This window comes from Stenotrophomonas sp. CASM114, from assembly GCF_049384325.1.
Taxonomy (GTDB): domain Bacteria; phylum Pseudomonadota; class Gammaproteobacteria; order Xanthomonadales; family Xanthomonadaceae; genus Stenotrophomonas; species Stenotrophomonas muris.
In genome coordinates, this window is sequence record NZ_JBMRGJ010000002.1 from 41,862 (window position 1) to 64,585 (window position 22,724).

Genomic DNA, 22,724 nt, shown 5'->3' on the forward strand with positions numbered 1-22,724 from the left:
CTTTCCACGCGCGTTGTGGAAAAGAACTGCAGACGTGGACAAAAACTCACCACGCCCGGAAGCGCCTGCCCCGCAACGCTCGAACCCACTTGTCCACACCAAACCCCCATCGCTTTCCACGCCGCATGTGGAAAAAGTGCCCGGCATTCCCTTGCCGGGCACGTCCCGCGTCACCAGGTGTACGACACGCCCAGCTGGGCACCGACGTCGTGGAAGCCCATGCCACCGCTCTGCCGGCTCAGTTCACCCCAGCCGCGCCAGCCGCCGGACAGATCCACCTGCACGCCGGCCTTGGCTTCGTAGATGTCACGCGGCAACTGCCGCTGCAGGCGCTCGCCGTCCATTGTCAGGCCCGCACCATTGCCGCCGGACCACCAGTTCACCGCCACGTACGGGTGCACCTGGCCCTGCGCCGGGCTCAACCCACGGCTGTACAGGCGCAGGCCGAGGCGGGTGCTGGTCTCGCCACCACCGCGGTCCTCGACTACCGTGCCGTTGGCCTCGACCACGCGGTCGCTGTCATAGCGGCTGTGCACCACCTGCACCTGCGGTTCCAGGTAAATGCCGCGCTGCGCGGTGCGCCGCAGGGGCAGCACATAGCCGGCCTCGGCCGACGCACTCCAGTTGCGGGCGTCATAGCGCTCCTTCTGCAGGCCTTCGCCCTGCACGCTGTTGCGGAAGCGGCCGTATTGCAGCCAACCATCCACATAGGTGCCGCCTTGCATGTGCGCATCCTGCAGCCAGGTAGCATAGGCACCCACGCTGGTGCCGGTGACCACGCCACGCGCGGTGTAGCCGGTCACCTGCGAGCGGCTGTCATTGCGCGCGCGGCCGTGGCCGAGCATCGCACCGGCCTGCAGCTCGCCCGTGCCACCCACTTCGAAGCGGCGGCCGACGCCGACCAGCACGCTGCTGATCTGCCCATCGACCTGGACCTGGCGGTTGCGGTCGTGGCTGTCGGGCTGCGCGCTGCGAAGGTGCATCCAGGCCACGGCATCGCCGCTGGCACTGGCCACGGCGGCGGGATCACCGGCGCGGTCGTGCAGGCTGTGCCGGAACATGCCCAGCGCGGCGCTGCGGTTGGCCAGGTAGGCCGCCGGTTCCGGGCGTTCCACCTGCGGGCGCGGCGGATCGATCGGCGGCTCCGGCGGCAATGGTGGATCGATCGGCGGCTCCGGCGGCAACGGCGGATCGATCGGCGGCTCCGGCGGTGACGGTGGGTCGACCGGCGGTTCCGGCGGCTGCGGCGGGTCGACCGGCGGATCCGGCGGCTGCGGCGGGTCGATCGGGGGATCCGGCGGCTGCGGCGGATCGACCGGCGGCACGTATTCCGAGCGCAGGTACCAGTTGCCATCGTCCGGGGTCGACACACCGCCCTTGAACAGGAAGTAGTCGTAGGCACCGGCAACCGCGCGCCCCTGCAGGCTGAATTGTGCATCCGACTGGCCGGCCACGGTGATCAGGCGGATGCCCTCCTGGGTCAGCGCACCGGCGCCGCCGGCATTGCGCACACTCACGCTGGCGGTGCCGCTGCTGTTGCCGTTGATCACCAGCTGGTCGCCCAGCGAAGTGTCGTCGCCCAGCGCGCGGTTGAAGATCCACTGGCCACCGTTGCCCACGTAGTCGCCGCTGACGGTAACGGTCTTGAAATCGCCGGCCGCCGGCGCATCGAAAGCGATGGTGCCGGCGTGTTCGAGCGTGCCGACGCTGGAACTGGCGCGTACGTTCCACTGGCTGCTGCCATCCAGCGCCAGTTGTGCGACCTGGTAGCCGGAGTCGTTGCGCAGGGCGCCGCTGAACGTGGTGCCGTTGCCCAGCACCATGTGCACCTCAGCCGTTGCGCTGTCGACCACCACGTCACCGCGCAGCATGCTGGCGTCGGCGCTGAAGTCGATGCGACTGGTCGCCACGCTGCTGCCATCGGTGAATACCGTGTCGCTGACCCGCAGCAGGCGGCCGCTGCCGTCGCCCGCAGTCACATCGCTGCCATTGACGTTCAAGGCATGGTTGCTGCCCTGCAGCCAGAACGCTGCGCCGCTGGCGGTCTCTATGTGGCTGTCATTGAAGGTGGCACGGTTCCAGTACGGGCCGAACGCGGTCAGGTAGGAGCGGTAGCCGCCGCTGTTGCTGCCGGTCATGCGGATATCCAGGCGATCGGCCTGGGTCAACCGCGCGGTGTTCATGTGCACGATGCCGAACACGTTCTCGCCATCGCTGCGGATCGCAACGGTATCGAGCAGCGCGGTGGCGGTGGAGCCGCCGATGAACACGCCACCGCCGCCGTTGCCGCGCACGTCGATCACGCTGCCGTTGGCTTCGACGCGGCTGGCGGTGCTGCCGGTGGAGCCGGTCACGCGCACGCCGTAGGTCGCATCACCGTGCGTGGTGATCCGGCCGCCCTGCACGGTGGCAACTCCGCCGGCGATCTCAACGCCATAACCGTAGGTGTCGGTCCAGGTGTCGATGCTGCTGTCGGTCAGCTGCAGGCGCGACTCATCGCTGGCCAGCCAGAATCCGGAGTAGCCATCACGAACATCGAACGCGGCATCGCTTGCGGTCAACTGTCCCCAGCTGTTGATGTTCACGCCATAGCCACCGACGGTGTAGAAGCTGCCGCCGTTGATCACTGCACTGGAATAGGTCTTGCTGATGCGGCTGCCGAGCAGGCGCATGCTGCCGCCCACCGAATGGGCTTCCACGTTCTCCAGCAGCAGGCTGCCGCCGCTGTCGATATCGAACCAACCGCCCTGCAGGTAGGTGTCGTACAGCTCGGCGCGGCTGCCCACGCCGTTGGCCGCCACGCCGGCAAGGATGCCACCGGGGGCGAGGGTGATGCGGCTGTTGCGGATCGTCAGCAGGCCGGCACTGTCGGCGCGCAGGCGGGCACCGCCGTCGGCGCTCATCCGCAGATCGGCCAGGTGCAGCTCGCTGCCCTTGCCGGATGCACCGGCCAGCGTGCCACCGGTCCCGGTCATTGAAAGACTGCCCCCGGCATAGTGGATCACGCCACCGTTGTAGGCCTGCACGCTGCCGAATCCGCTGCCGTTGCGCGTGGCATCGATGTCGACATCGCGCGCATCGATCACGCTGCCGGCACCATTGGCATACAGCGCATAGAAGCCCGTGCCGGTCGCCGGTGCGATCGACAGCGTTGCGTCGCGCAGCTGCACCTGGCCACCATTGGCAGCGGACACGCCGCTGCCATTGCCGGTCACGTGGATGCGGCTGCCGTCGATCAGCGCATTGCTGCCGGTACCGGTGACCGCAAGTGCGAAGCTGCCCGCACTGTGGGTGAGGACGTCGTCGGCACCCAGCTGCAGGGTGTCACCGTCGTTGACCAGCAGCGGGCCGGTGAGGTCTGCGGCATGCGCCGGCAGGGCTGCCCACAGCGCAGTGGCCAACAGGCTGGGAATGAGGGGTACGCGCTTTCCGTGCGCGCGCCCGTACGCACGGCCGTGCCGTGTGGGGGAGGCGTTCATGCTGATGGACTTCCTGTGGCAGGGCGCAGCGAGGCTGCGCGGACTGACGCGGCAGGGCCGCGTCGCTGCGGAAGTCCCACGCCACGGCAATTGCAGGCGCCATCGGACTTCCGTCCCCCACGGCGATGCGGCAACAGCCGGCAGGCGCACCTTGGCGGGATGTCTCCAGCCTAGAAATCGGCACTGTCCGATGGAATCAGGCGTTTCCTAAAGCGGTTGCAGGCCCCGTCGCAGGGCCGGCGGGATTCAGCCGGGAGTGGCCTCAGCCGAACAGCGAGGCCTGCAAGCAGTACTCGATCAGCGCCTGGTCGCTGTCCACACCGAGCTTGCGCATCGCGCTGATCTTCTGCGTGCTGACCGTCTTGGCGCTGCGCTGCAGCTGGCGTGCGATGTCGCCCACGCTCATGCCACTGGTGAACAGGCGGATCACCTCCAGCTCGCGCGGCGACAGCCGCGCACGGACCGCATCCGCATCGGCCGGTTCGCTCGCGGCTACCGGCAGCAGTCCCGGGGGGCGGTAGACGCGATCGGCCAGCACCACGCGCAGGGCCTGTACCAGGCTGCCCAATCCATGGCTCTTGAGCACCACGCCACCGGCGCCGGCGGCATACATCGCCGCGACCAACGACGGATTGGACACCATCGTCAGCACCAGCAGGCGCGTCTCCGGGAAGCTGCGGCGCAGGAACGAGATCAGCTTGATGCCGTCCCCGAAGCGATCGCCTCCCGGCATGCTGTAGTCGGTGATCACCGCCTGTGGCCGGGTCCGGGTCATCAGCTCGATCAGCGTCGCCGGATCGGCCGCTTCGCCCACGATGTCCAGGTCCAGTTCCCCGGCCAGTACGTCGCGGATGCCGGCAAGCACGATCGGGTGGTCGTCGGCGATGAGGATCCGTGTGGTCATGGCAGGGTCGGGTCGTCGGGAAGGGAGGGGGATGCAGCGTCGCGCAACGGATGCAGCAGCTGCTCGAGGCGTCGCTGGAACCCGGCAAGAGCGGCCGCCTGGGTGGCCAGGTCATCGCCGCCGGCAAGGCACTGTTCGATCTGCAGGCCGCTGTCGACCAGCGCAGGTGCACCGACGATCACCAGCGCGCCGCGGATGCGGTGCAGAACCTGCGCCACCCTGGCGGGATCGGCAGCGGCGATCGCCTGGCGCAGGCTGTCCAGGTCGGCCTGCATGGTCTGTACGAACAGCGACTGCATCTTCGCGGGAACCTGCAGCGGGGGATCCTTGTCGTGCGACGCAGTGGACGCAGGGCGCTCCTGCATCGCGACGGCCGGTGCATCACCGTCGGTGATCCGGGTCAGCAGGCGCTGCAGGGCTTCCAGCGTGATCGGCTTGACCAGCACGCCCTGCATGCCCGATTCCTGGCAGCGTTGGCGTTCGGCCGGGTCGGCATTGGCCGTGGCGCCGTGGATGGGCACGCTGACACCCCGTGCCCGCAAGGCACGGGCCAGGCCGTAGCCATCCAGCCCGGGCATGTTCAGGTCGGTCAGCACCAGCGCGAACGCCCCTTGTTGCCAGTAGCCCAGCGCTTCATTGCCATCGCTGGCGACCACGGCGCGGCAGCCGAGCTGTTCCAGCTGGTCGCGCAGGATCGCCTGGTTGATCGGGTTGTCCTCGGCGACCAGCACCTGCAGGCCGAAATGGCGCGTCGCCGGCAGGCGCCCTCCGGCGCTGGCCGCCAGCGGTTGGCCGCTGGCCGCGGCCAGGGCCAGCACGATCGCGTCGAATCGATGCAGGCCGACCTGCCAGGCGCCATCGACCTGCCGTGGCCGCACCCCGCCTTCGCGGCAGGCGATCACGCGCGGTCCACCCGCCCATGCGGGCAGAGGGTCGTCCAGGACCAGCTCGAGCAGCACGGCGGACGATGGCAGGCCTGCTGCGCTGTCCTCCCGGTACACGCTGGCCTGTGCACCGCGCTGCTGCAGGCGCTCGCACAGCGATTGCACCAGTTCGCGCACGCTGCCCCGCACCTGTACCTGCAGGCCGGCGGGTAGTTGCGGCGGCGGGGCCTGCTGTGGATCCGGTGGAGCCGAGGGCAGCGGCAGTTCGACGCTGAAGCTGCTGCCCAGGCCGCTCTCGCTGACCACGCGCAGCTGGCCTTCCATCAACGCCACAAGATGCGCGCAGATGGCCAGCCCCAGGCCGGTGCCGCGCATCGCATCGGTGCCCGGGTTGGCCTGGAAAAATGGCTCGAACAGATGCGCCTGGTGTTCGCTGGCAATGCCGATACCGGTATCGGCCACCTGCCATTGCAGCCAGCAGCGTTGCTCCTGCCAGCGTGCCGAAACACGGACCACCACGCGCCCGCTGTCGGTGAACTTCAGTGCGTTGCTGATCAGGTTGTTGAGCACCTGTCGGATCCGCGCGGCATCACCGCACACCCCGGGCGGTACGTCGGCATCGATGCAGGCGTAGAACTGCAGCCCCTTGTTGGCGGCCGCGGCAGCATACGAGTCGAGCGCGTCCTCGGTCAGCCGCACTGGATCGAATGGGCTTGGCTCCAGGCTCAGTTGCCCGGCCTCGGCCTTGCTGACATCCAGGATGTCGCTGATCAGCTGCATCAGGGTCGAGGACGAACGCTGGATCGTTGCAAGGTAGTCCTGTTGCCGTGCATCCAGTGGCGTCAGCCCCAGCAGTTCAAGCGTGCCGAGCACACCGTACAGCGGCGTGCGGATCTCATGGCTCATCGTGGCCAGGAACTGGCTCTTCGCGCGGTTGGCCTGGTCGGCGGCGCGGCGCGCCTGCTGCAGCACCTGTTCGGCTTCATGCTGGCTGCTCAGGTCAATGAACAGGCACAGCACCGCCGGCTCACCGCGATAGCGCGCCGGTGTCGCCGTTACCAGCAGGTGGCGGCCTTCGGGCGTGGCGTAGGCCAGGCCATCGCCCAGCGTGGTGCCGCCGGCAGCCAGTACGCTGCGCCGCCACGGGCCATGCCAGCCGCCGGCATGATAGTCCTCGCCCAGCCAGCGGCGGGCGAGGGCGTTGTCCAGCAGCACATTGCCATCGGTACGACGCAGCAGGCACAGCCCGATCGGCGCGTTGTCCAGGATCGTGCGACTGAAGGCTTCGCTTTCCAGCAGGCGCGCGTGGTTGCTGCGCAGCGGCTCGATGACCGAACGCCGGTACGCGCGCAGCACCAGCGTGCCGCCCAGTGCCAGCAGCAGGGCGACCACGGTCGCGCCCAGCAATGGCCCCTGCGGGTGCTGGAACACCTGCCGCCAGCCGACGTGGTAGACCGCCAGCCAGCCGCGCTCGCTGCGCATGCGGAACTGCAGGCCAGCGAGGCCGGCCTGCCAGGAGGTGCCAGCCTCGCTGGCATCGGCTGCATCGCCCAGCAGGCGCTGGCCGTTGGCATCGAACAGCGACAGCCGCTGGAACACCGGGACACCCAGCACCTGGCGATAGTCATCGACACGGCCAGGATCGAGCAGGCAGGCCAGTGCGGCCTGCGAGTCCTTGTCGTCCTCACCCCACAGGCGCGCATCCTGCGGGGCGTGGGCGATGGCCAGCAGCCAGGTCTGCCGGTCGCGCCATGGCACGCCCACCCAGACGATGCCACCACGTTGCACCGCCGGTCGCGTACCCAGCACCCGGTGGATGTCGGCGATCGCCGGGCGCAGGTGATGCGGGCTGTTCTGGCTCGCGTCGGTACCGGCGATCTGTACCGGTGCCAGCAGCCCGCGCGTGCCTTGGCCATCGACCAGCAGGCATTGCGGCGGTGGATAGCGCGAGGCCGACCAGAACGTGCCGTAGAAGCGCAGGAAACGGTCGCCCAGTTCAGTCGGTGGCGAAAGACTGGCCCCCTCGCTTCCGATCACCGCAAAGTTGGCGAACAAGGGCCCGCGTTGCAGCTCCACGCTGGCATCGGCCACCGGCTGCCCATGCGTGCCGACATCATGCAGCCGCCACTGGCGCAGGAAGCGCTCCTGCTCGCGCAGCGTGCCGTCCAGGCGGCGGAAGTGGTACTCGATCTTGCTGCGCTCTTCGTTGAACAGCTGCGAGCCGGCCGACAGCAGCAGTCCGGCCTGCAGCGTGGCCAGCACCACAACGCCGATCAGCAGGGCGTGGACGCGCAGTGAGCGGCGAGCGAGTCGGCGTACAGGAGCGGCCTCGGCCGGCATGGCAGGTCTCAGGGCAGGGAGCGGTCAGCGGCACCATGGGCAGCAACGGAGGGACATCCGCCACCGCTGCACAGACAGGATCGTCAATGCCACTTGATGATTTCGTGAAGCGGACGTGGAATCCGTGTCAGCGCAGGGCGGCTCGCGGCGACTCGTCCAACTGCGGCGCTTCTTCGTCCAGCAGGCGGGTGAACTCGTCCGACGGCAGCGCCTGCGAGATCAGGAAGCCCTGCACTTGGCTGCACCCCAGCTGGCGCAGGGCAGCCAGGTCGGCATCGCTTTCCACGCCCTCTGCCACGATGGTCAGGCCCAGCTGGTTGGCCAGCGCGATCACCGTCGACAGGGTCAGGTGCAAGGCCGGGTCGCGCGCGCATCCGCTGACCAGCGCGCGGTCGATCTTGACCTCGGTGAAAGGGGTATTGACCAGGTTGTGGACCGAGCTCAGGCCCTGCCCGAAATCGTCCTGGGCCAGGCCGAAGCCCTTCATGCGCAGGCGGCAGGCGCCGGCATAGAAGTCGCTGACGTGCCGCGTGGTGCTGTTTTCCATCAGTTCGAAGCACAATTCACCGGGCGTACCGCCGTTGGCCAGGGTCAGTGCCAGCAGTTCGTCGGGCAGGTCCGACTGCTCCAGCAGGTGAGGGGGCAGGTTGATCGATACCGGTACCCGGAACCCTTGCTTGCGCCAGCGTGCCTGCGCGCTGATGCTGGCCTTGAGCATCATCCGCAGCAGATCGCCCTCCAGCCCGTAGCGGCAGATTGCCGGCAGGAAGCTGCCAGCGGCCAGCGTGCCCAGCTGCGGATGTCGCCAGCGCACCAGTGCTTCGGCCGCCACCACGCGTCCTGACTGCAGTGACTTCTTCGGTTGGAACCAGGCCGTCAGGCTGCCATCGGCCATGGCCTGGCGCAGCTGCGATGCATCCGGTTCGGGCGCAGCCGCCGCGCGCGTAGGGGCCTCGCCGGCGGCCGGACGCGCCTGCGCCAAGGCCTCGAACAGGGCGTCCACATCGGCGGCCGCCACCGGCTTGGGCAGCAGGCCGACCACATCCAGCCCCAGCGATTCGGCCATCAGCCGTGCCGAGGTCATCATCCGCCGCGGGGCCGCGCTGACCACCGCGAGGCGTGGCGGGCGCGGCTGTGCCGCCAGCGCCTGGATGAACTGGATGCCGTCCTGCCCGGGCATCAGCAGGTCGCTGACCACCAGGTCGTAGGGCTGGCACGCACACAGCGCGATGGCCGCATCCACGTCTTCGCAGGCGTCGACCTGCACGCCTGCGTGGCTGCCGAACAGGTTGGCCAGGAAACCACGCTGGAAGGGCTGGTCTTCCAGGATCAGGACACGCTGGGTCATGCGGGGTCTCCTTGGCGCAGTGAGGTGAGCGCCTTGCGCAGGCGTGCGATGTCGATGGGTTTGCTCAGGTAGCCCTGCATGCCACTGGCCAGGCAGCGCTCGCGCTCCTCGGCAGTGGCATTGGCGGTGGCGCCGATCACCGGCACCGGGTTGCCGTCCTCGCGCAGCTGCCGGGCCAACGCGTGGCCGTCCATGCGCGGCATGTTGATGTCGGTCACCACCAGATCGAAAGACTGCTCTCGGCATCGCTGCAGGGCTTCCACGCCGTCCTGTGCCAGCTCCACGTCGCAGCCGAGGGTGCGCAGCTGCTCGGCCAGGATCACCCGGTTGATCGGGTTGTCTTCGACGGCCAGCACGTGCAGGCCCAGCGGCATCGGCGTTGCCGCGCGCGATGTTTCCGGCAGCGCCGCACGTTGCTGCTGCACGTTGGCCAGTGCATTGCCGATCGCGGTCATCCCATGCAGGGTCACCACCAGGCTGCCATCGGCGGCAACGGTGGGCTGGTCGCCGCCGTCGATCGATGCCACCACGCGAGGGCCTGCCCAGGCCAGCGGCATCCCGGCCTCGCCGTCCATCAGGATCGCGCCGTCATGGTCCAGCAGTGCAGGGTCGCCCTGCAGGGGCTGTGCGTTGGCACCCCAGCGACGCAGCCAGCCGCAGGCACTGTCGACCAGTTCGCGATCACGGCCGCGCACCAGGATCGGCGGCTCCGGCAGCAGGGTCGGGCCATCCTCGGCGGCGGCCAGCACCGGCAAGGGCAGGCGCACGCTGAAGCTGCTGCCCAGGCCGGGCTCGCTCACCACCTGCAGCTCGCCGCTCATCAGGCGCACCAGGCGGTCGCTGATGGACAGGCCCAGCCCGGTGCCCTGTGCACTGGCCGCGCCGCGGACCTGGCGGAACGGTTCGAACAACCGCGCCTGTTCCTCCGCGGCGATGCCCACGCCGGTATCGGTGACCTGCCAGGCCAGCACGCTCGATTCACCTTCGCGCTGTACCTGGCGCACGCGCAGTACCACCCGGCCATGCTCGGTGAACTTGATCGCGTTGCTGAGCAGGTTGCCCAGCACCTGGCGGATGCGGTCGGCATCACCCAGCACGCGCGTGGGCAGGCGCGGGTCGGTGCAGACCAGGATCTGCAGGCCCTTGCAGGTGGCCGATGCGGCGAAGCTGCGCAGCACGCTCTCGGTCAGCTCGCGCGGCGAGAACGGCGCCGGCTCCAGGCTGAGCTGCCCGGATTCGATCTTGGAAACATCCAGCACATCGCTGATCAACTGCAGCAGGACCGATGAGGAACTCTCGATGGTGCGCAGGTACTGCGACTGCCGGGCGTCCAGCGAGGTGTGCCCGAGCAGCTCCAGCGTGCCCAGCACGCCGTAGAGCGGAGTACGGATTTCATGGCTCATGGTGGCCAGGAACGCGCTCTTGGCCTGGTTGGCCGCATCGGCGGCCTGGCGTGCCGACGACAGCGCGGCCTGTGCCTGGCGGTGCCGGGAAATGTCATGGAACACGCACAGCAGCACGTCGTCGCCCTGGTAGCGGCAGGCCGCGTGCAGCACCTGCAGCTGACGACCGTCGCGGGTGGTGAATTCCAGTCCACGCCCGCGCTCGCCGGCATGTCCGCGCCATGGCGCCTGCCAGTCGCTGTGTTCGCCTTCTTCGCCAAGCCAGTCGCGTAGCAGCTGGTTGGAGAGCAGCAGCGCGCGGTCGCTGCGGCGCAGGACGCAGATGCCGACCGGCGCCATGTCGATCACCGTCGAACTGAAATCCAGGTTCTCCAGCAGCCTGCGCTGTTGCTGCAGGGCCGGCTGGATCAGCTGGAGGTCCACGCGATGCCGCAGCAGGCGCAGCGCGACGCCGGCCAGCAGCAGCAACAGCGCGCAGACCAGCAGCGGCACCGCCAGGTCACCCAGCAGGAGTTGCGACGGCAGGTGGTAGACCAACCGCCAGCCGTCGTTGCCGACACTTTTCACCAGCGCTACACCGCGCGGAAGCCCGCCACTCCACAGCGTGCCGAAGCTGTCGTCCTGGCGTTCCCGCAGGGTCTTCCAGCCCGCACCATCCAGACGCGGGGTCTGGCTGGACAATGCCGGCTGCCCCGCACGGTCGAGCAGCGCATAGCCGCCGATGCCCTGGCCGTCGATCATGCTCGCCGCCGCCGCGCCATCGAGCAGCAGCACCAGCCACTGCGTCGGATGCGGGCCGGCCTGTACCGGCTGCGCCAATGCAACGCCACTGTCACCCGGGCGCAGCCAGTGCACCGGGTCGGCCGCCTCCAGGCTGCCGCTGCGTGCCTGCAGCGCACGCAGCGATGGCAGGTGCGCCAGGTCCACGTCGACCTCGCCGCCGGCCAGCCAGTGCGTGCCGTGCGCATCGACCAGCAGCAGATGCGTCTGCAGTGCCTGCAGCGTGTGTTCGGCGCGCGCTGACAACAGCAGCCGCTGGCCCGGTTGGCCGCCAGCACCATCCAGCGGCACCTGGCGCATGCCTTCGCTGTCCGCCGCAGGTGCATCCGGGTTGCCCCTCACTACCGAATCGCCCAGATAGCGCAGCAGGGCTTCGCGCTGGTCGAAATAGATCTGGGCCCTGTAGGCCGCTGCATTCATCTCGCGGCGATGGGTCGAGATGTTCTCGGTGAATGCCGTGAGCAGGTAGAAGCCGGCCGCGGCGGCCAGGCAGACGAAGACGCACACGGTCAGGCAGCGCAGCAGCACCGACGCGGTGGTCGATGGCACGGCCTGCTGCAGCGAAGGGCGGGGGAAGCGGAACATGCAACGATGCTAGGGAGCGGCGCGCGCGGCGCGGAATCAGCTGTTTCCTAAAATCCCCGGCTGGCCGGTCGGGCCGGAGCCTGCGCGCGGGTACCGTTCAGGCGGCGGAAAAAAAGAACCCCCGCCGAAGCGGGGGTCTCCTGTATCTGCGCTGGCCGGGCGCTTACAGCGCGCTGCCACCGAACTTGTGGGTGTACTGCAGGTTGATCGTGCGCCCCACGCTGTCGAACCAGGACACGTCGTAGTACGGGTATGCAGTGTAGGTACGGTCCTTCGGCGGCATCTTGTTGAACACATTGACCACCGACAGCGACAGGCGCGAGTGGTCGTCGAAGCGGTACTGCAGCGAGGCGTTGTAGCGATAGGTCGCCTTCACGTACGGGCTGTCGCCGCTGTCCCAGTCGAACACCTGGTCGTAGCTGTCCGAGGTCGGCAGCTTGCCCAGGCGCGAACCGTACACCGTTGCCGACCACGCATCCTTTTCCCAGGTCACGCTCAGGCTGGTCTTGGTGCGTGGGATGTCGAAGCCGCTGTTCACTGCGAACTGGTCTTCGGTGCGGTCGCCCGGGTAGCGCTGGAAGTCATGCTTCTTCACCCAGGTGTGGGTGCCGTTGAAGATGAAGTCGCCGATGCCCGTCTGCAGGCGGTAGCGCAGGCCGACGTCGATGCCGGAGGTGGATTCGCGGGCGACGTTGATCGGCGCCACGCGCACGCCATACAGGCGCCCGTCGTTGCTGCGGGTGATGCGGGCGAGTGCATCCACGCAGGTCGGCGCGGTGATGTCGGCGCTGCCCAGGCGGCAGTTCGCTTCGTTGGCCAGGATCGTGCGCACGTCCATGTCCTGCACCTGGTCGCGCATGTCGATGTCGAACCAGTCCACCGACAGGTCCAGGCCGACGGCCGGCGACCAGACGAAGCCGGCACTCCACGAGGTGCTGGTTTCCGGGTCGAGCTGGCGGTTGCCGGTGCGGCTGCGGATCAGGTTGCGCTCGTAGTCGGCGCAGTCGGTGGCGCCGTCGGCGCGGCAGCTGTACAGGTCTTCGGCGGTGGTCTCATCGTTGCCCGGGCCGGCGAATACATAGTGCAGGTCCGGCGCACGGAACGCGGTGCCATACGAACCGCGCACCAGCAGCGTGTCGATCGGGCGCCATTCCAGGCCACCGCTCCAGGTCGCCTTGCCGATGGTGTGGCCGGAATAGCGGTACTGGTCGTAGCGGCCGGCCACGCTCAGGTTGACCGTTTCGTGCAGCGGCATGCGCAGCTCGGCCGCCGTAGCCCAGCGGTTGCGCGAACCTTGGCCGTCCGAATCCTTCCAGCTGTAATAGTAGTACTGGGTCGCCAGCGGATCAGGATTGAGCGAGTACGCCTGCTGGCCCACTTCCACGGTCGCGGCGAAACCGGCGTCACCGCCGGGCAGGCCGAACAGCGCGGAATTGGTCAGAGTGAATGCCGCCGTCTCCGTGCGCGACTTCGGCGTGTAGGTGGTACGCGCGGCGATCGAATCGTACTCGGCGCGGGTCAGCGGCCGGTACAGGCGTGACGGGTCGGCGTTGTAGATCGGGAAACCGTCGTCATCCACGCCCAGCTGCGGGCCGAGGAACAGGTCATTGGCCTTGGCGGCGATGATCTGCGCCCAGCTGATCCGCGACTGGTACTGCGAATGGCTCAATGCCGCTTCGTAGTCCCAGTTGCCGGCCAGGTTGCCCTTGAAGCCGGTGGTCACGCTGAAGGTCTTCTGCGTGCTGCGCACCATGGCATTGCGCAGGCCACCCATTTCCTCGGGCGAGAACTGGCGCTGCCAGAACTCGATCTCGCCGGTGGCTTCGTTGTTGAAGTAGCCCGACTCATCGCCGTTGGCGTCCATGCGGCCCCACTTGGTGACGTCGCGCATCAGCGACATCGTGTGGTAGCCCAGCTGCACGTCGGCGAACCACTGCTGGCCATTGTCGAAGTCATGGCTCAACGACGCGTAGCCGTTGGCACCGCGGCGCTTGCTGAGGATGGTGCCGTAGCCGATCGAGCTGTCGCTGCCACAGTAGTAGCCGTACTTCGGGCGGTAGGCGCGGTAGGTGCTGCCCTGGTTCTGGCCGGACAGCGCTTCGCAGGTGGCGGCGCCGGGGTCCAGATAGTCATCGTTGTAGTCGGTGCGCAGGTACGCACGGCGCGCGATGCGCGAACCCTCGGTGGGGCCGTCCTGGGTCGAGTCCTGGATGTCGCGCTCATAGGCCCACAGCGGCGTCTGCGCCTGCAGTTCCACGCTGTACACCGCGTTGAAGTTGCCACGGCTGAAACCGCTGGCGATGCTCATGTCGAACGACTCGCCACCGCCTTCAGTGGTGGTGCCCATGCGCATGTCGATCGTGGTGCCGTCGGCCTTCTTCTTCAGGATGAAGTTGACCACGCCGGCGATCGCGTCCGATCCATAGATGGCCGAGGCGCTGCCGGTCAGTACTTCAATGCGCTCGATCATCCCCAGCGGAATGTTGGAGACATCGGTGAAGTTGCTGCGGCCCTTGAACGGCATCGGGAAGTCGGCGATACGGCGGCCATTGACCAGCACCAGCGTGTGGTTAGGGCCCAGGCCGCGCAGGTCCACCTGCTGGGCACCCGGCGAGAAGTCGGCGCCGCTGGAAGACTGCTGGCTCTGCGTCTCACCGCCGTTCTGGGTCATCGCACGCAGCACGTCCGGCACGCTGGTGAAGCCACTGGAGCGGATCTGTTCGGCGTTGATCACCGTGATCGGGGCGGGGCCTTCCACCTGGGCGCGCGGAATGCGCGAACCGGTGACCTGCACCGCGTCCAGTTGTTGTACCGGAGAGGACGTCGGAGCCTGGGCGGCCGCGGAAGCAGCCACACCCATCAACGCTAGCTGGATCGACCACGCCATCGCCTTTCTACGCATGAGGAATTCTCGGAAATGAAGCCGGCCCGCAGAGGAGGGGCCTGTCCCCCATTCAGATTTCCGGAATGGGCGCGCGCATTTAACGCCTTTTTTATGTCCTTGACTACTGGGTCCCTATCTGGCAAAGAGTGAAAACGCTTGCAAGTCGATTTTGTTCAGGGAGATCAAGATGCGACGCGTTCACCGGACCCTGCGTACCCCTGTTGCCTGGCTGGCGCTGCTCATGCTGGCCTGGCCGTCGGCCGCGCCCGCGCAGGATCTGCAGGGCCCGGGCTTTTCCTATTACGAGGTCGGCGACCTTGAGGCCCCACGTCCCGGGCCGCGTGCATCCGCGATGATGCTGATGGGCGGTGGCGAGTGGGTGCCGGATGCCTTCCAGTGGTGGTTGAAGCAGGCAGGCAATGGCCGTGTACTGATCCTGCGTGCCTCCGGTGGCAATGAACTGCAGGACCGCCTGTACCGCCAGATCGGCGGCACCACCGCGGTACAGACGCTGGTCTTCGACAGCCGCCGCGGTGCCGATGATCCAGCCGTGCTGCGCGTGGTCGCTGCGGCCGATGCCATCTTCATTGCCGGCGGCGACCAGTCGCGCTACATCCGCTTCTGGAAGGGCACCGCACTCAACCGCGCGCTCAACGCCCATGTACGCGCCGGCAAGCCGATTGCCGGTACCAGCGCTGGCCTGGCCATCCTCGGCGGCTATGCCTATGGCGCCATGGATGGCGGCAGCATCAGCTCGGCCGGTGCGCTGGCCGATCCGATGGGCAGCGCAGTCACCATGGACAGTGGCTTCCTGCAGATGCCCTACCTGCAGCGCGTGGTCACCGACACCCATTTCGACAAGCGTGACCGCCTTGGCCGCCTCATCGTGTTCGTGGCACGCGCCGCGCAGGACAGCGGCGACCCTGACATCGTCGGCATCGGCGTTGATGAGGACACCGCCCTGTGCGTGGAGCCCGATGGCCAGGCCCAGGTCTACAGCGCTGATGGCGAGGGCAAGGTCTGGGTGGTCAGCCCCGGTCGTGATGCCGATCGCCTGGTCGAGGGCGAACCATTGCGCTTCCATGCCGTTCCGGTGACCGTGGTCGCCAGTGGCAGCCGCATGCGCCTGGACGATTTCCAGGCCGAGGCCGACTACCAGGCCGTGGCCGACATCAGCGACGGCGAGATCGAGTTCACGCTTCGGTAGCGCCGGCCGCTGGCCGGCAACTCACTTTCCCTGAGCTGATGCGCCCCTTGCGGCCAGCGGCCGGCGCTACCCTGCAATCCATTCCCTTGTCCTGCTGGAGACGTACCTGATGAAACTGCGCTTGGCGCTGTCCGCGCTGCTGTCCTTTCCATTGATCGCCCAGGCCGCCCCGGCTGCGTCGCCATTGCTGGTCATCCATGGCGGCGCCGGCGTCGAACGCAAGGACCTGTCGCCGGCCGAAGAGAAGGCTGCGCGCGATGCGTTGCGCGCCGCACTGCTGAAAGGCCATGCCGAACTGGCGGCCGGTCGTCCGGCGCTTGCAGCGGTCACTGCGGCAATCACCGTGCTGGAGGACGATCCGACCTTCAACGCTGGCAAGGGCGCAGTGTTCACCCATGACGGCCACAACGAGCTGGATGCGGCGGTGATGGACGGTGCCACCCAGGCAGCAGGTGCGGTGGCCGGCGTGCAGCGGGTGCGTAACCCGATCCTGCTGGCGCAGACCGTGATGCAGAAGTCCAGGCACGTGATGATGGTAGGGCAGGGTGCCGAAGCCTTCGCGGTGGAGCAGGGCATTGCTCTGGTTGATCCCTCCTACTTCCGCACGGAGAAGCGTTGGCAGCAGCTGCAGCGCGCGCTTAAGGAAGAGGTCAATGGCCAGGCCCATGCCGACCTGGAGACCGCAAAGCACTTCGGTACCGTCGGTGCGGTCGCGCTGGATGCGCAGGGGCAGCTGGCCGCCGGCACCTCCACGGGCGGCATGACCAACAAGCGCTATGGCCGGGTGGGTGACTCGCCGATCATCGGCGCCGGCACCTGGGCCGATGCGCGCTGTGCGGTGTCGGGCACCGGCTGGGGCGAGTACTACATCCGCACCGCGGCCGCGCACGAGATCTGTGCGCGCATGCGCTACCAGGGGCAGAGCCCGGAGCAGGCCGGCAAGGGCGTGATCAACGAGACGATTCCGCAGATGGGCGGCGACGGTGGAGCGATCGTGCTTGCCGCGGACGGCAGAATGGCCACGCCGTTCAACACCCAGGGCATGTATCGGGGCTGGATCGGCGCCGACGGAGTCCCCCATGTCGCAATTTTCGCCAGCGAGACCCTGCCGGTCCCCGGTCAATAACCTTGCGTATCAATGGGTTTGCGACAACGTGTGAAAAAGATGGAAAAAAGCGTTGACAGCCCCCCGTCCCATCAGCAGAATAAGCGGCTCACCACCACACACCGCAACGCTTCGGCGGCAACGGAATGGGGTGGTAAGGAGGGATACCCAAGCGGCCAACGGGGGCAGACTGTAAATCTGCTGGCTTACGCCTTCGGTGGTTCGAATCCACCTCCCTCCACCAGTTTCACGTTGTGACATTCCCAGCGCGGGAGTAGTTCAATGGTAGAACCTCAGCCTTCCAAGCTGATGGTGCGGGTTCGATTCCCGTCTCCCGCTCCATTGAATGAACTTTGAATCTTATCGAGTTCATGTCATAATGCAAAACTCGGCTCACGTAGCTCAGTCGGTAGAGCACTTCCTTGGTAAGGAAGAGGTCGAAGGTTCGATTCCTTTCGTGAGCACCATCTTAAGCATCACCTCTCAGACGAATTCGAGATAAGCAGCCATGGCCAAGGGTAAGTTCGAGCGCACCAAGCCGCACGTCAATGTCGGCACCATCGGTCACGTCGACCACGGCAAGACCACGCTGACCGCCGCACTGACCAAGATCGGTGCCGAGCGCTTCGGTGGCGAGTTCAAGGACTACTCCTCGATCGACGCCGCGCCGGAAGAAAAGGCTCGTGGTATCACGATCTCGACCGCGCACGTCGAATACGAATCCCCGATCCGTCACTACGCCCACGTTGACTGCCCGGGCCACGCTGACTACGTCAAGAACATGATCACCGGTGCCGCCCAGATGGACGGCGCGATCCTGGTGTGCTCGGCCGCTGACGGCCCGATGCCGCAGACCCGTGAGCACATCCTGCTGTCGCGCCAGGTCGGCGTGCCGTACATCGTCGTGTTCCTGAACAAGGCCGACATGGTCGACGACGCCGAGCTGCTCGAGTTGGTCGAGATGGAAGTGCGCGAACTGCTGAGCAAGTACGAGTTCCCGGGCGACGACACCCCGATCATCGCCGGTTCGGCCCGCCTGGCGCTGGAAGGCGACCAGAGCGACATCGGTGTGCCGGCCATCCTGAAGCTGGTCGACGCGCTGGACAGCTGGATTCCGGAGCCGGAGCGTGCGATCGACAAGCCGTTCCTGATGCCGGTGGAAGACGTGTTCTCGATCTCGGGCCGCGGCACCGTGGTGACCGGTCGTATCGAGCGCGGCGTGATCAAGGTTGGCGACGAAATCGAAATCGTCGGCATCCGTCCGGTGCAGAAGACCACCGTGACCGGCGTTGAAATGTTCCGCAAGCTGCTGGACCAGGGTCAGGCAGGCGACAACGCTGGCCTGCTGCTGCGCGGCACCAAGCGTGACGACGTCGAGCGTGGCCAGGTGCTGGCCAAGCCGGGCACGATCAAGCCGCACACCAAGTTCGAAGGCGAAGTGTACGTCCTGTCGAAGGACGAAGGCGGCCGCCACACCCCGTTCTTCAACGGCTACCGTCCGCAGTTCTACTTCCGCACCACCGACATCACCGGCGCAGCTGCTCTGCCGGAAGGCGTCGAAATGGTGATGCCGGGTGACAACGTCAAGATGGTCGTCACCCTGATCAACCCGGTGGCAATGGACGAAGGCCTGCGCTTCGCCATCCGCGAAGGCGGCCGTACCGTCGGCGCCGGCGTGGTCTCGAAGATCATCGAGTAAGCCTGCAGTACCGGTGGTTGCATAGCGCCGCCGGTTACGCGAATGGCGGGCCGGGAACCTCGGTCCGCCTTCGCCGTCTAAGGGAAGGCAAGTTTTCGACGTACGCCAGTAGCTCAATTGGCAGAGCAGCGGTCTCCAAAACCGCAGGTTGGGGGTTCGAGTCCCTCCTGGCGTGCCATCTGCCCACCTTACCCAGCGGCCTGCGCCGCTAAAGCAGACACAGCCGGATGAATAGCAAGATCGAACACTCCAAGGACAACTCCGCCAATGGTGGAGATATCGTCAAGTATGTCGCCGCATCGTTGCTGGTGCTGGCCGGTCTGTTCGTCTGGTTCTGGTTCTCCGCCGACTCCGGTCGCGCCGCCCAGCTGGGTGCGTGGGCGGGTCAGGTGCGTGCGTTGGCGGTCGTGGTCGGTCTGGTTGGCGGTATCGGCGTGTTCATGCTGACCGGCAAGGGGCGCGACACCCGCGAATTCCTCTCCGAGTCGCGCTTCGAACTGCGCAAGGTGGTCTGGCCGACGCGCCAGGAAGCCATCCGCATGACCTGGGTCGTGATCGTCGTGGTGCTCATCCTCAGCCTGCTGCTGGGTGGCTTCGACTTCCTGATCCAGAAACTGACTCAGTGGTTCCTGAGCCGCTAAGGAGAATTGCATGAAGCGTTGGTACGTCGTTCACGCCTATTCGGGCTTCGAGAAGTCGGTGGCGCAGGCCCTGCGCGATCGCATCGTCCGTGACGGCATGGAAGAGCGCTTCGGCGACGTCCTGGTCCCGACCGAAGAAGTGGTCGAGATGCGCGCTGGCCAGAAGCGCCGCTCCGAGCGCAAGTTCTTCCCGGGTTACGTGCTGGTCCAGATCGAGACCCACGAAGAAGCCGGTATTCCGCGCATCGACAACGAAAGCTGGCACCTGGTCAAGGAAACCCCGCGTGTGATGGGCTTCATTGGCGGTACTGCCGATCGTCCATTGCCGATCGCCGATTCCGAGGCCGAGGCCATCCTGAACCGCGTTCAGGAAGGTGTCGAGAAGCCGCGTCCGAAGGTGCTGTTCGAGCCGGGCCAGATGGTCCGCGTCACCGACGGTCCGTTCAATGATTTCAATGGCGTCGTCGAAGAAGTCAACTACGAGAAGAGCCGTCTGCGCGTCTCGGTGCTGATCTTCGGTCGTGCGACCCCGGTCGAGCTCGAGTTCGGCCAGGTCGAAAAGGCCGTCTGACCTGTCTGTAGCGTCGAGCATGGCTCGGCGTCGGACCAGAAACCGGGCCTGGCCCGGTTTCGTTCGTTTACCTGCCGCTTCAGGCATGTGAAGAAAAAACCTGTTATAGTGCGCGGCTCCCTGCTGGGAAAGCCAGCAGAACGAGGCCGCCGCTAGGTGGCCTTCAGCATGATTTCAAAACGCGATGCCGGGACGCGTGATTCCCGGTCCGATGGGGAGCCTGTTGTCGAAAGGCGCTAGCACCCGGAGAGCACTCACATGGCAAAGAAAGTTGTCGGTTACATCAAGCTGCAGGTGAAGGCCGGTCAGGCCAACCCCTCGCCGCCGGTCGGTCCTGCGCTGGGTCAGCGTGGTCTGAACATCATGGAATTCTGCAAGGCGTTCAACGCTGCCACGCAGAAGCTCGAGCCGGGTCTGCCGGTTCCGGTGATCATTACGGCCTACTCGGACCGTACGTTCACCTTCATCACCAAGAGCACCCCGGCTACCACCCTGCTGAAGAAGGCCGCTGGCATCTCGTCGGGCTCCAAGCGCCCGAACACCGAGAAGGTCGGCAAGGTCACCCGTAAGCAGCTGGAAGAGATCGCCAAGGCGAAGGAACCGGATCTGACTGCCGCCGACCTGGACGCCGCCGTGCGTACCATCGCTGGCTCTGCCCGTTCCATGGGCCTCGTGGTGGAGGGTTAATAAGATGGCACAGACCAAGCGTGAGAAGGCCATCAAGGCCGCCGTCGTTCCGGGCAAGGCGTACGCCTTCGAGGACGCGATCAACATCCTGAAGACCGCCACCAAGGCCAAGTTCGTCGAGTCGATCGACGTTGCCGTGCGCCTGGGCGTCGATGCGAAGAAGTCCGACCAGCAGGTCCGTGGCTCCACCGTGCTGCCGGCCGGTACCGGCAAGTCGGTCCGCGTCGCCGTGTTCGCTCCGGCCGGTGCCAAGGCTGATGAAGCCCTGGCCGCTGGCGCCGAAGCCGTCGGTATGGACGATCTGGCCGAGAAGATGCAGGCCGGTGATCTGAACTATGACGTCGTCATCGCGACCCCGGACGCCATGCGCGTCGTCGGTAAGCTGGGCACCGTGCTGGGCCCGCGCGGCCTGATGCCGAACCCGAAGGTCGGCACTGTTTCCCCGAACCCGGGTGAAGCCGTGAAGAACGCCAAGTCGGGTCAGGTCCGTTACCGCACCGACAAGGCCGGCATCATCCACTGCACCATCGGCAAGGCCGACTTCGCCGAAGACGCGCTGAAGTCGAACCTGACCGCGCTGCTGCTGGACCTGATCAAGGCCAAGCCGGCCACCTCGAAGGGCACCTACCTGCAGAAGGTTTCGGTCAGCTCGACGATGGGCCCGGGCGTCACCGTCGACCAGTCGTCGCTGACCCTGAAGTAATTGTTTCAAGCGGTCACGGTACCTTCGGTGCCGTGACCGTGACATTTGAAGGCATCGCTGGCAGTGCATCGCCTGCGGTAGCCGTCAAAGACCGCAGGCGCGGTCGTGGCAATACCGGCGACGGGCACGGAAGCTCGATCTGGCAAGGAGTCGCCGCCGGAGCAGTCATGAGCGCTTAATCGATTCCCCGGAATCACCCTGCGTAGATGGTGCCCTTCTGGAGTTTTTCTGGTTCACGCACGTCTGGGTTTCCCAGGTTGGCCCACTCCAGGTCTAGAACGGCCCACCCCCGGAACATCATCCCGATGTTCCCGGCGTCCAGGACGGATGCCGCACAGGACCGCACACGGCAGGAGCCGTAAGCGGAGTTCAATAGGAGGAGTGCAATGGCTCTCAATCTGTCCCAGAAGCAAGAAGTAGTCGCCGAGCTGGCAGACGTCGCCGCCAAGGCCCACTCCTTGATCGCAGCCGAATACGCTGGCACCACGGTCGCCCAGATGACCGCGATGCGCAAGCAGGCTCGTGAAACCGGTGTTTTCTTGAAGGTTGTCAAGAACACCCTGGCTTCGCGCGCCGTTGAAGGCACCGAGTTCGCAGTCGCCCAGGACCAGATGGTTGGTCCGCTGCTGTACGCGTTCTCGCTCGAGGAGCCCGGCGCTGCCGGTCGCCTGATCAAGGAAGCCGCCAAGGGCAACGACAAGCTGAAGGCTAAGGTCGTCGCCATCGGTGGCGAAGTGTTCCCGGCAAGCCACGTCGAAGTGCTGGCCTCGCTGCCGACCCGCGACCAGGCCCTGGCCATGCTGGCCCGCGTCCTGACCGAGCCGGTCACGATGTTTGCCCGCGCCATCAAGGCCGTTGGCGAGAAGCAGGGGGGTGGCGATGTCGCCGCCGACGCTGCCGAGCCGGCCGCCGAGACCGCCTGAGTTTCGACTTACCGTGGTTCCTGACGGAACCTCAACCCAGAAAATCATCCAAAGGTATTAATCATGTCCCTTACCAACGAACAGATCGTCGACGCCATCGCCGAGAAGTCCCTGATGGAAGTGATGGAGCTGGTCAAGGCCATCGAAGAGAAGTTCGGCGTCTCCGCCGCTGCTCCGGTTGCCGTGGCTGCTGCCGCTGGCCCGGCCGCTGCTGTTGAAGAGCAGACCGAGTTCACCGTCACCCTGAAGACCGCCGGCGAGAAGAAGGTCGAGGTCATCAAGGCCGTCCGCGCCATCACCGGCCTGGGCCTGAAGGAAGCGAAGGACCTGGCCGAAGCCGGTGGCGTCCTGAAGGAAGGCGCTTCGAAGGAAGACGCCGAGAAGATGAAGAAGGACCTGGAAGCTGCTGGCGCGACTGTCGAAGTCAAGTAAGCAGTTACCTTGCATCGTCACCGATTCACGGCGATGCAGCCAAGGCTGGGGGCGTAAGCCCCCGGCCTTTGGTCGTTGTTGCGGTACCGGTAGGGTCGACTGTTAGTCGACTGTTTCAAAAGCAGGAAAAAGCCCAACACGGGCTGCAG

15 protein-coding genes and 4 tRNA genes are annotated in these 22,724 nt (G+C 66.5%); 13 read left to right on the top strand and 6 right to left on the bottom strand.

The genetic code is table 11. From position 1 onward, the window contains the following. Positions 1-170: 170 nt before the first annotated feature. From VG566_RS02720 to VG566_RS02745, 6 genes are all read right to left on the bottom strand, one after another. Positions 171-3,479, bottom strand: coding sequence for an autotransporter outer membrane beta-barrel domain-containing protein (locus VG566_RS02720; RefSeq protein ID WP_241884049.1), 3,309 nt, complete (start codon positions 3,477-3,479; stop codon positions 171-173). Positions 3,480-3,741: 262 nt separating this feature from the next. Beyond that, positions 3,742-4,383 (bottom strand): response regulator, encoded by a 642-nt coding sequence (locus VG566_RS02725; RefSeq protein ID WP_014036089.1) that lies wholly within the window; start codon positions 4,381-4,383, stop codon positions 3,742-3,744. Next, complete coding sequence (locus tag VG566_RS02730; RefSeq protein WP_241884050.1) at positions 4,380-7,607, bottom strand: hybrid sensor histidine kinase/response regulator; 3,228 nt, start codon at positions 7,605-7,607, stop codon at positions 4,380-4,382. Before VG566_RS02730 ends, VG566_RS02725 begins: the two co-directional genes overlap by 4 nt. A gap of 127 nt (positions 7,608-7,734) precedes the next feature. Continuing rightward, on the bottom strand, positions 7,735-8,955 hold the full coding sequence (locus tag VG566_RS02735; RefSeq protein ID WP_032956914.1) for an EAL domain-containing response regulator: 1,221 nt from the start codon (positions 8,953-8,955) through the stop codon (positions 7,735-7,737). Next, positions 8,952-11,723, bottom strand: a complete 2,772-nt coding sequence (locus VG566_RS02740; RefSeq protein WP_241884051.1) for a response regulator — start codon at positions 11,721-11,723, stop codon at positions 8,952-8,954. Before VG566_RS02740 ends, VG566_RS02735 begins: the two co-directional genes overlap by 4 nt. A 163-nt stretch (positions 11,724-11,886) precedes the next feature. Next, a complete protein-coding gene (locus VG566_RS02745) occupies positions 11,887-14,625 on the bottom strand; it encodes a TonB-dependent receptor domain-containing protein (protein WP_241884052.1) in 2,739 nt (912 codons plus the stop codon). A gap of 169 nt (positions 14,626-14,794) precedes the next feature. Here VG566_RS02745 and VG566_RS02750 point away from each other — a divergent pair, with 169 nt between their 5' ends. The 13 genes from VG566_RS02750 (at position 14,795) to rplL (ending at position 22,575) form a co-directional block, all read left to right on the top strand. After that, the gene (locus tag VG566_RS02750; RefSeq protein ID WP_241884053.1) at positions 14,795-15,814 is read left to right on the top strand and encodes a cyanophycinase; all 1,020 of its coding nucleotides are present in this window, start codon (positions 14,795-14,797) and stop codon (positions 15,812-15,814) included. A 109-nt stretch (positions 15,815-15,923) separates the two neighbouring features. Further along, entirely contained in the window at positions 15,924-16,940 is a 1,017-nt protein-coding gene (locus tag VG566_RS02755) for an isoaspartyl peptidase/L-asparaginase family protein (protein ID WP_100449372.1), read from the top strand. 137 nt (positions 16,941-17,077) lie between these two features. Beyond that, positions 17,078-17,163, top strand: a tRNA-Tyr gene (locus tag VG566_RS02760). A gap of 24 nt (positions 17,164-17,187) precedes the next feature. Continuing rightward, positions 17,188-17,261 (top strand) — tRNA-Gly (locus tag VG566_RS02765). A 49-nt stretch (positions 17,262-17,310) separates the two neighbouring features. Further along, positions 17,311-17,386: transfer RNA gene (locus VG566_RS02770), tRNA-Thr, on the top strand. A gap of 41 nt (positions 17,387-17,427) precedes the next feature. Further along, a complete protein-coding gene (gene tuf, locus VG566_RS02775) occupies positions 17,428-18,618 on the top strand; it encodes an elongation factor Tu (RefSeq protein ID WP_014036096.1) in 1,191 nt (396 codons plus the stop codon). 102 nt (positions 18,619-18,720) lie between these two features. Next, positions 18,721-18,796: transfer RNA gene (locus tag VG566_RS02780), tRNA-Trp, on the top strand. A 49-nt stretch (positions 18,797-18,845) separates the two neighbouring features. Further along, a complete protein-coding gene (secE, locus tag VG566_RS02785; protein WP_014646044.1) occupies positions 18,846-19,259 on the top strand; it encodes a preprotein translocase subunit SecE in 414 nt (137 codons plus the stop codon). A gap of 10 nt (positions 19,260-19,269) precedes the next feature. Then, positions 19,270-19,830, top strand: coding sequence for a transcription termination/antitermination protein NusG (gene nusG, locus VG566_RS02790; protein ID WP_004154362.1), 561 nt, complete (start codon positions 19,270-19,272; stop codon positions 19,828-19,830). A gap of 258 nt (positions 19,831-20,088) precedes the next feature. After that, a complete protein-coding gene (gene rplK, locus VG566_RS02795) occupies positions 20,089-20,517 on the top strand; it encodes a 50S ribosomal protein L11 (RefSeq protein ID WP_004145248.1) in 429 nt (142 codons plus the stop codon). Positions 20,518-20,521: 4 nt separating this feature from the next. Further along, positions 20,522-21,220 (top strand): 50S ribosomal protein L1, encoded by a 699-nt coding sequence (gene rplA / locus VG566_RS02800; RefSeq protein ID WP_014646045.1) that lies wholly within the window; start codon positions 20,522-20,524, stop codon positions 21,218-21,220. Between the two features lie 386 nt (positions 21,221-21,606). Continuing rightward, on the top strand, positions 21,607-22,143 hold the full coding sequence (gene rplJ / locus VG566_RS02805; protein ID WP_010480377.1) for a 50S ribosomal protein L10: 537 nt from the start codon (positions 21,607-21,609) through the stop codon (positions 22,141-22,143). A gap of 63 nt (positions 22,144-22,206) precedes the next feature. Further along, entirely contained in the window at positions 22,207-22,575 is a 369-nt protein-coding gene (gene rplL / locus VG566_RS02810; RefSeq protein WP_014646047.1) for a 50S ribosomal protein L7/L12, read from the top strand. The last annotated feature ends 149 nt before the right edge of the window (positions 22,576-22,724 follow it).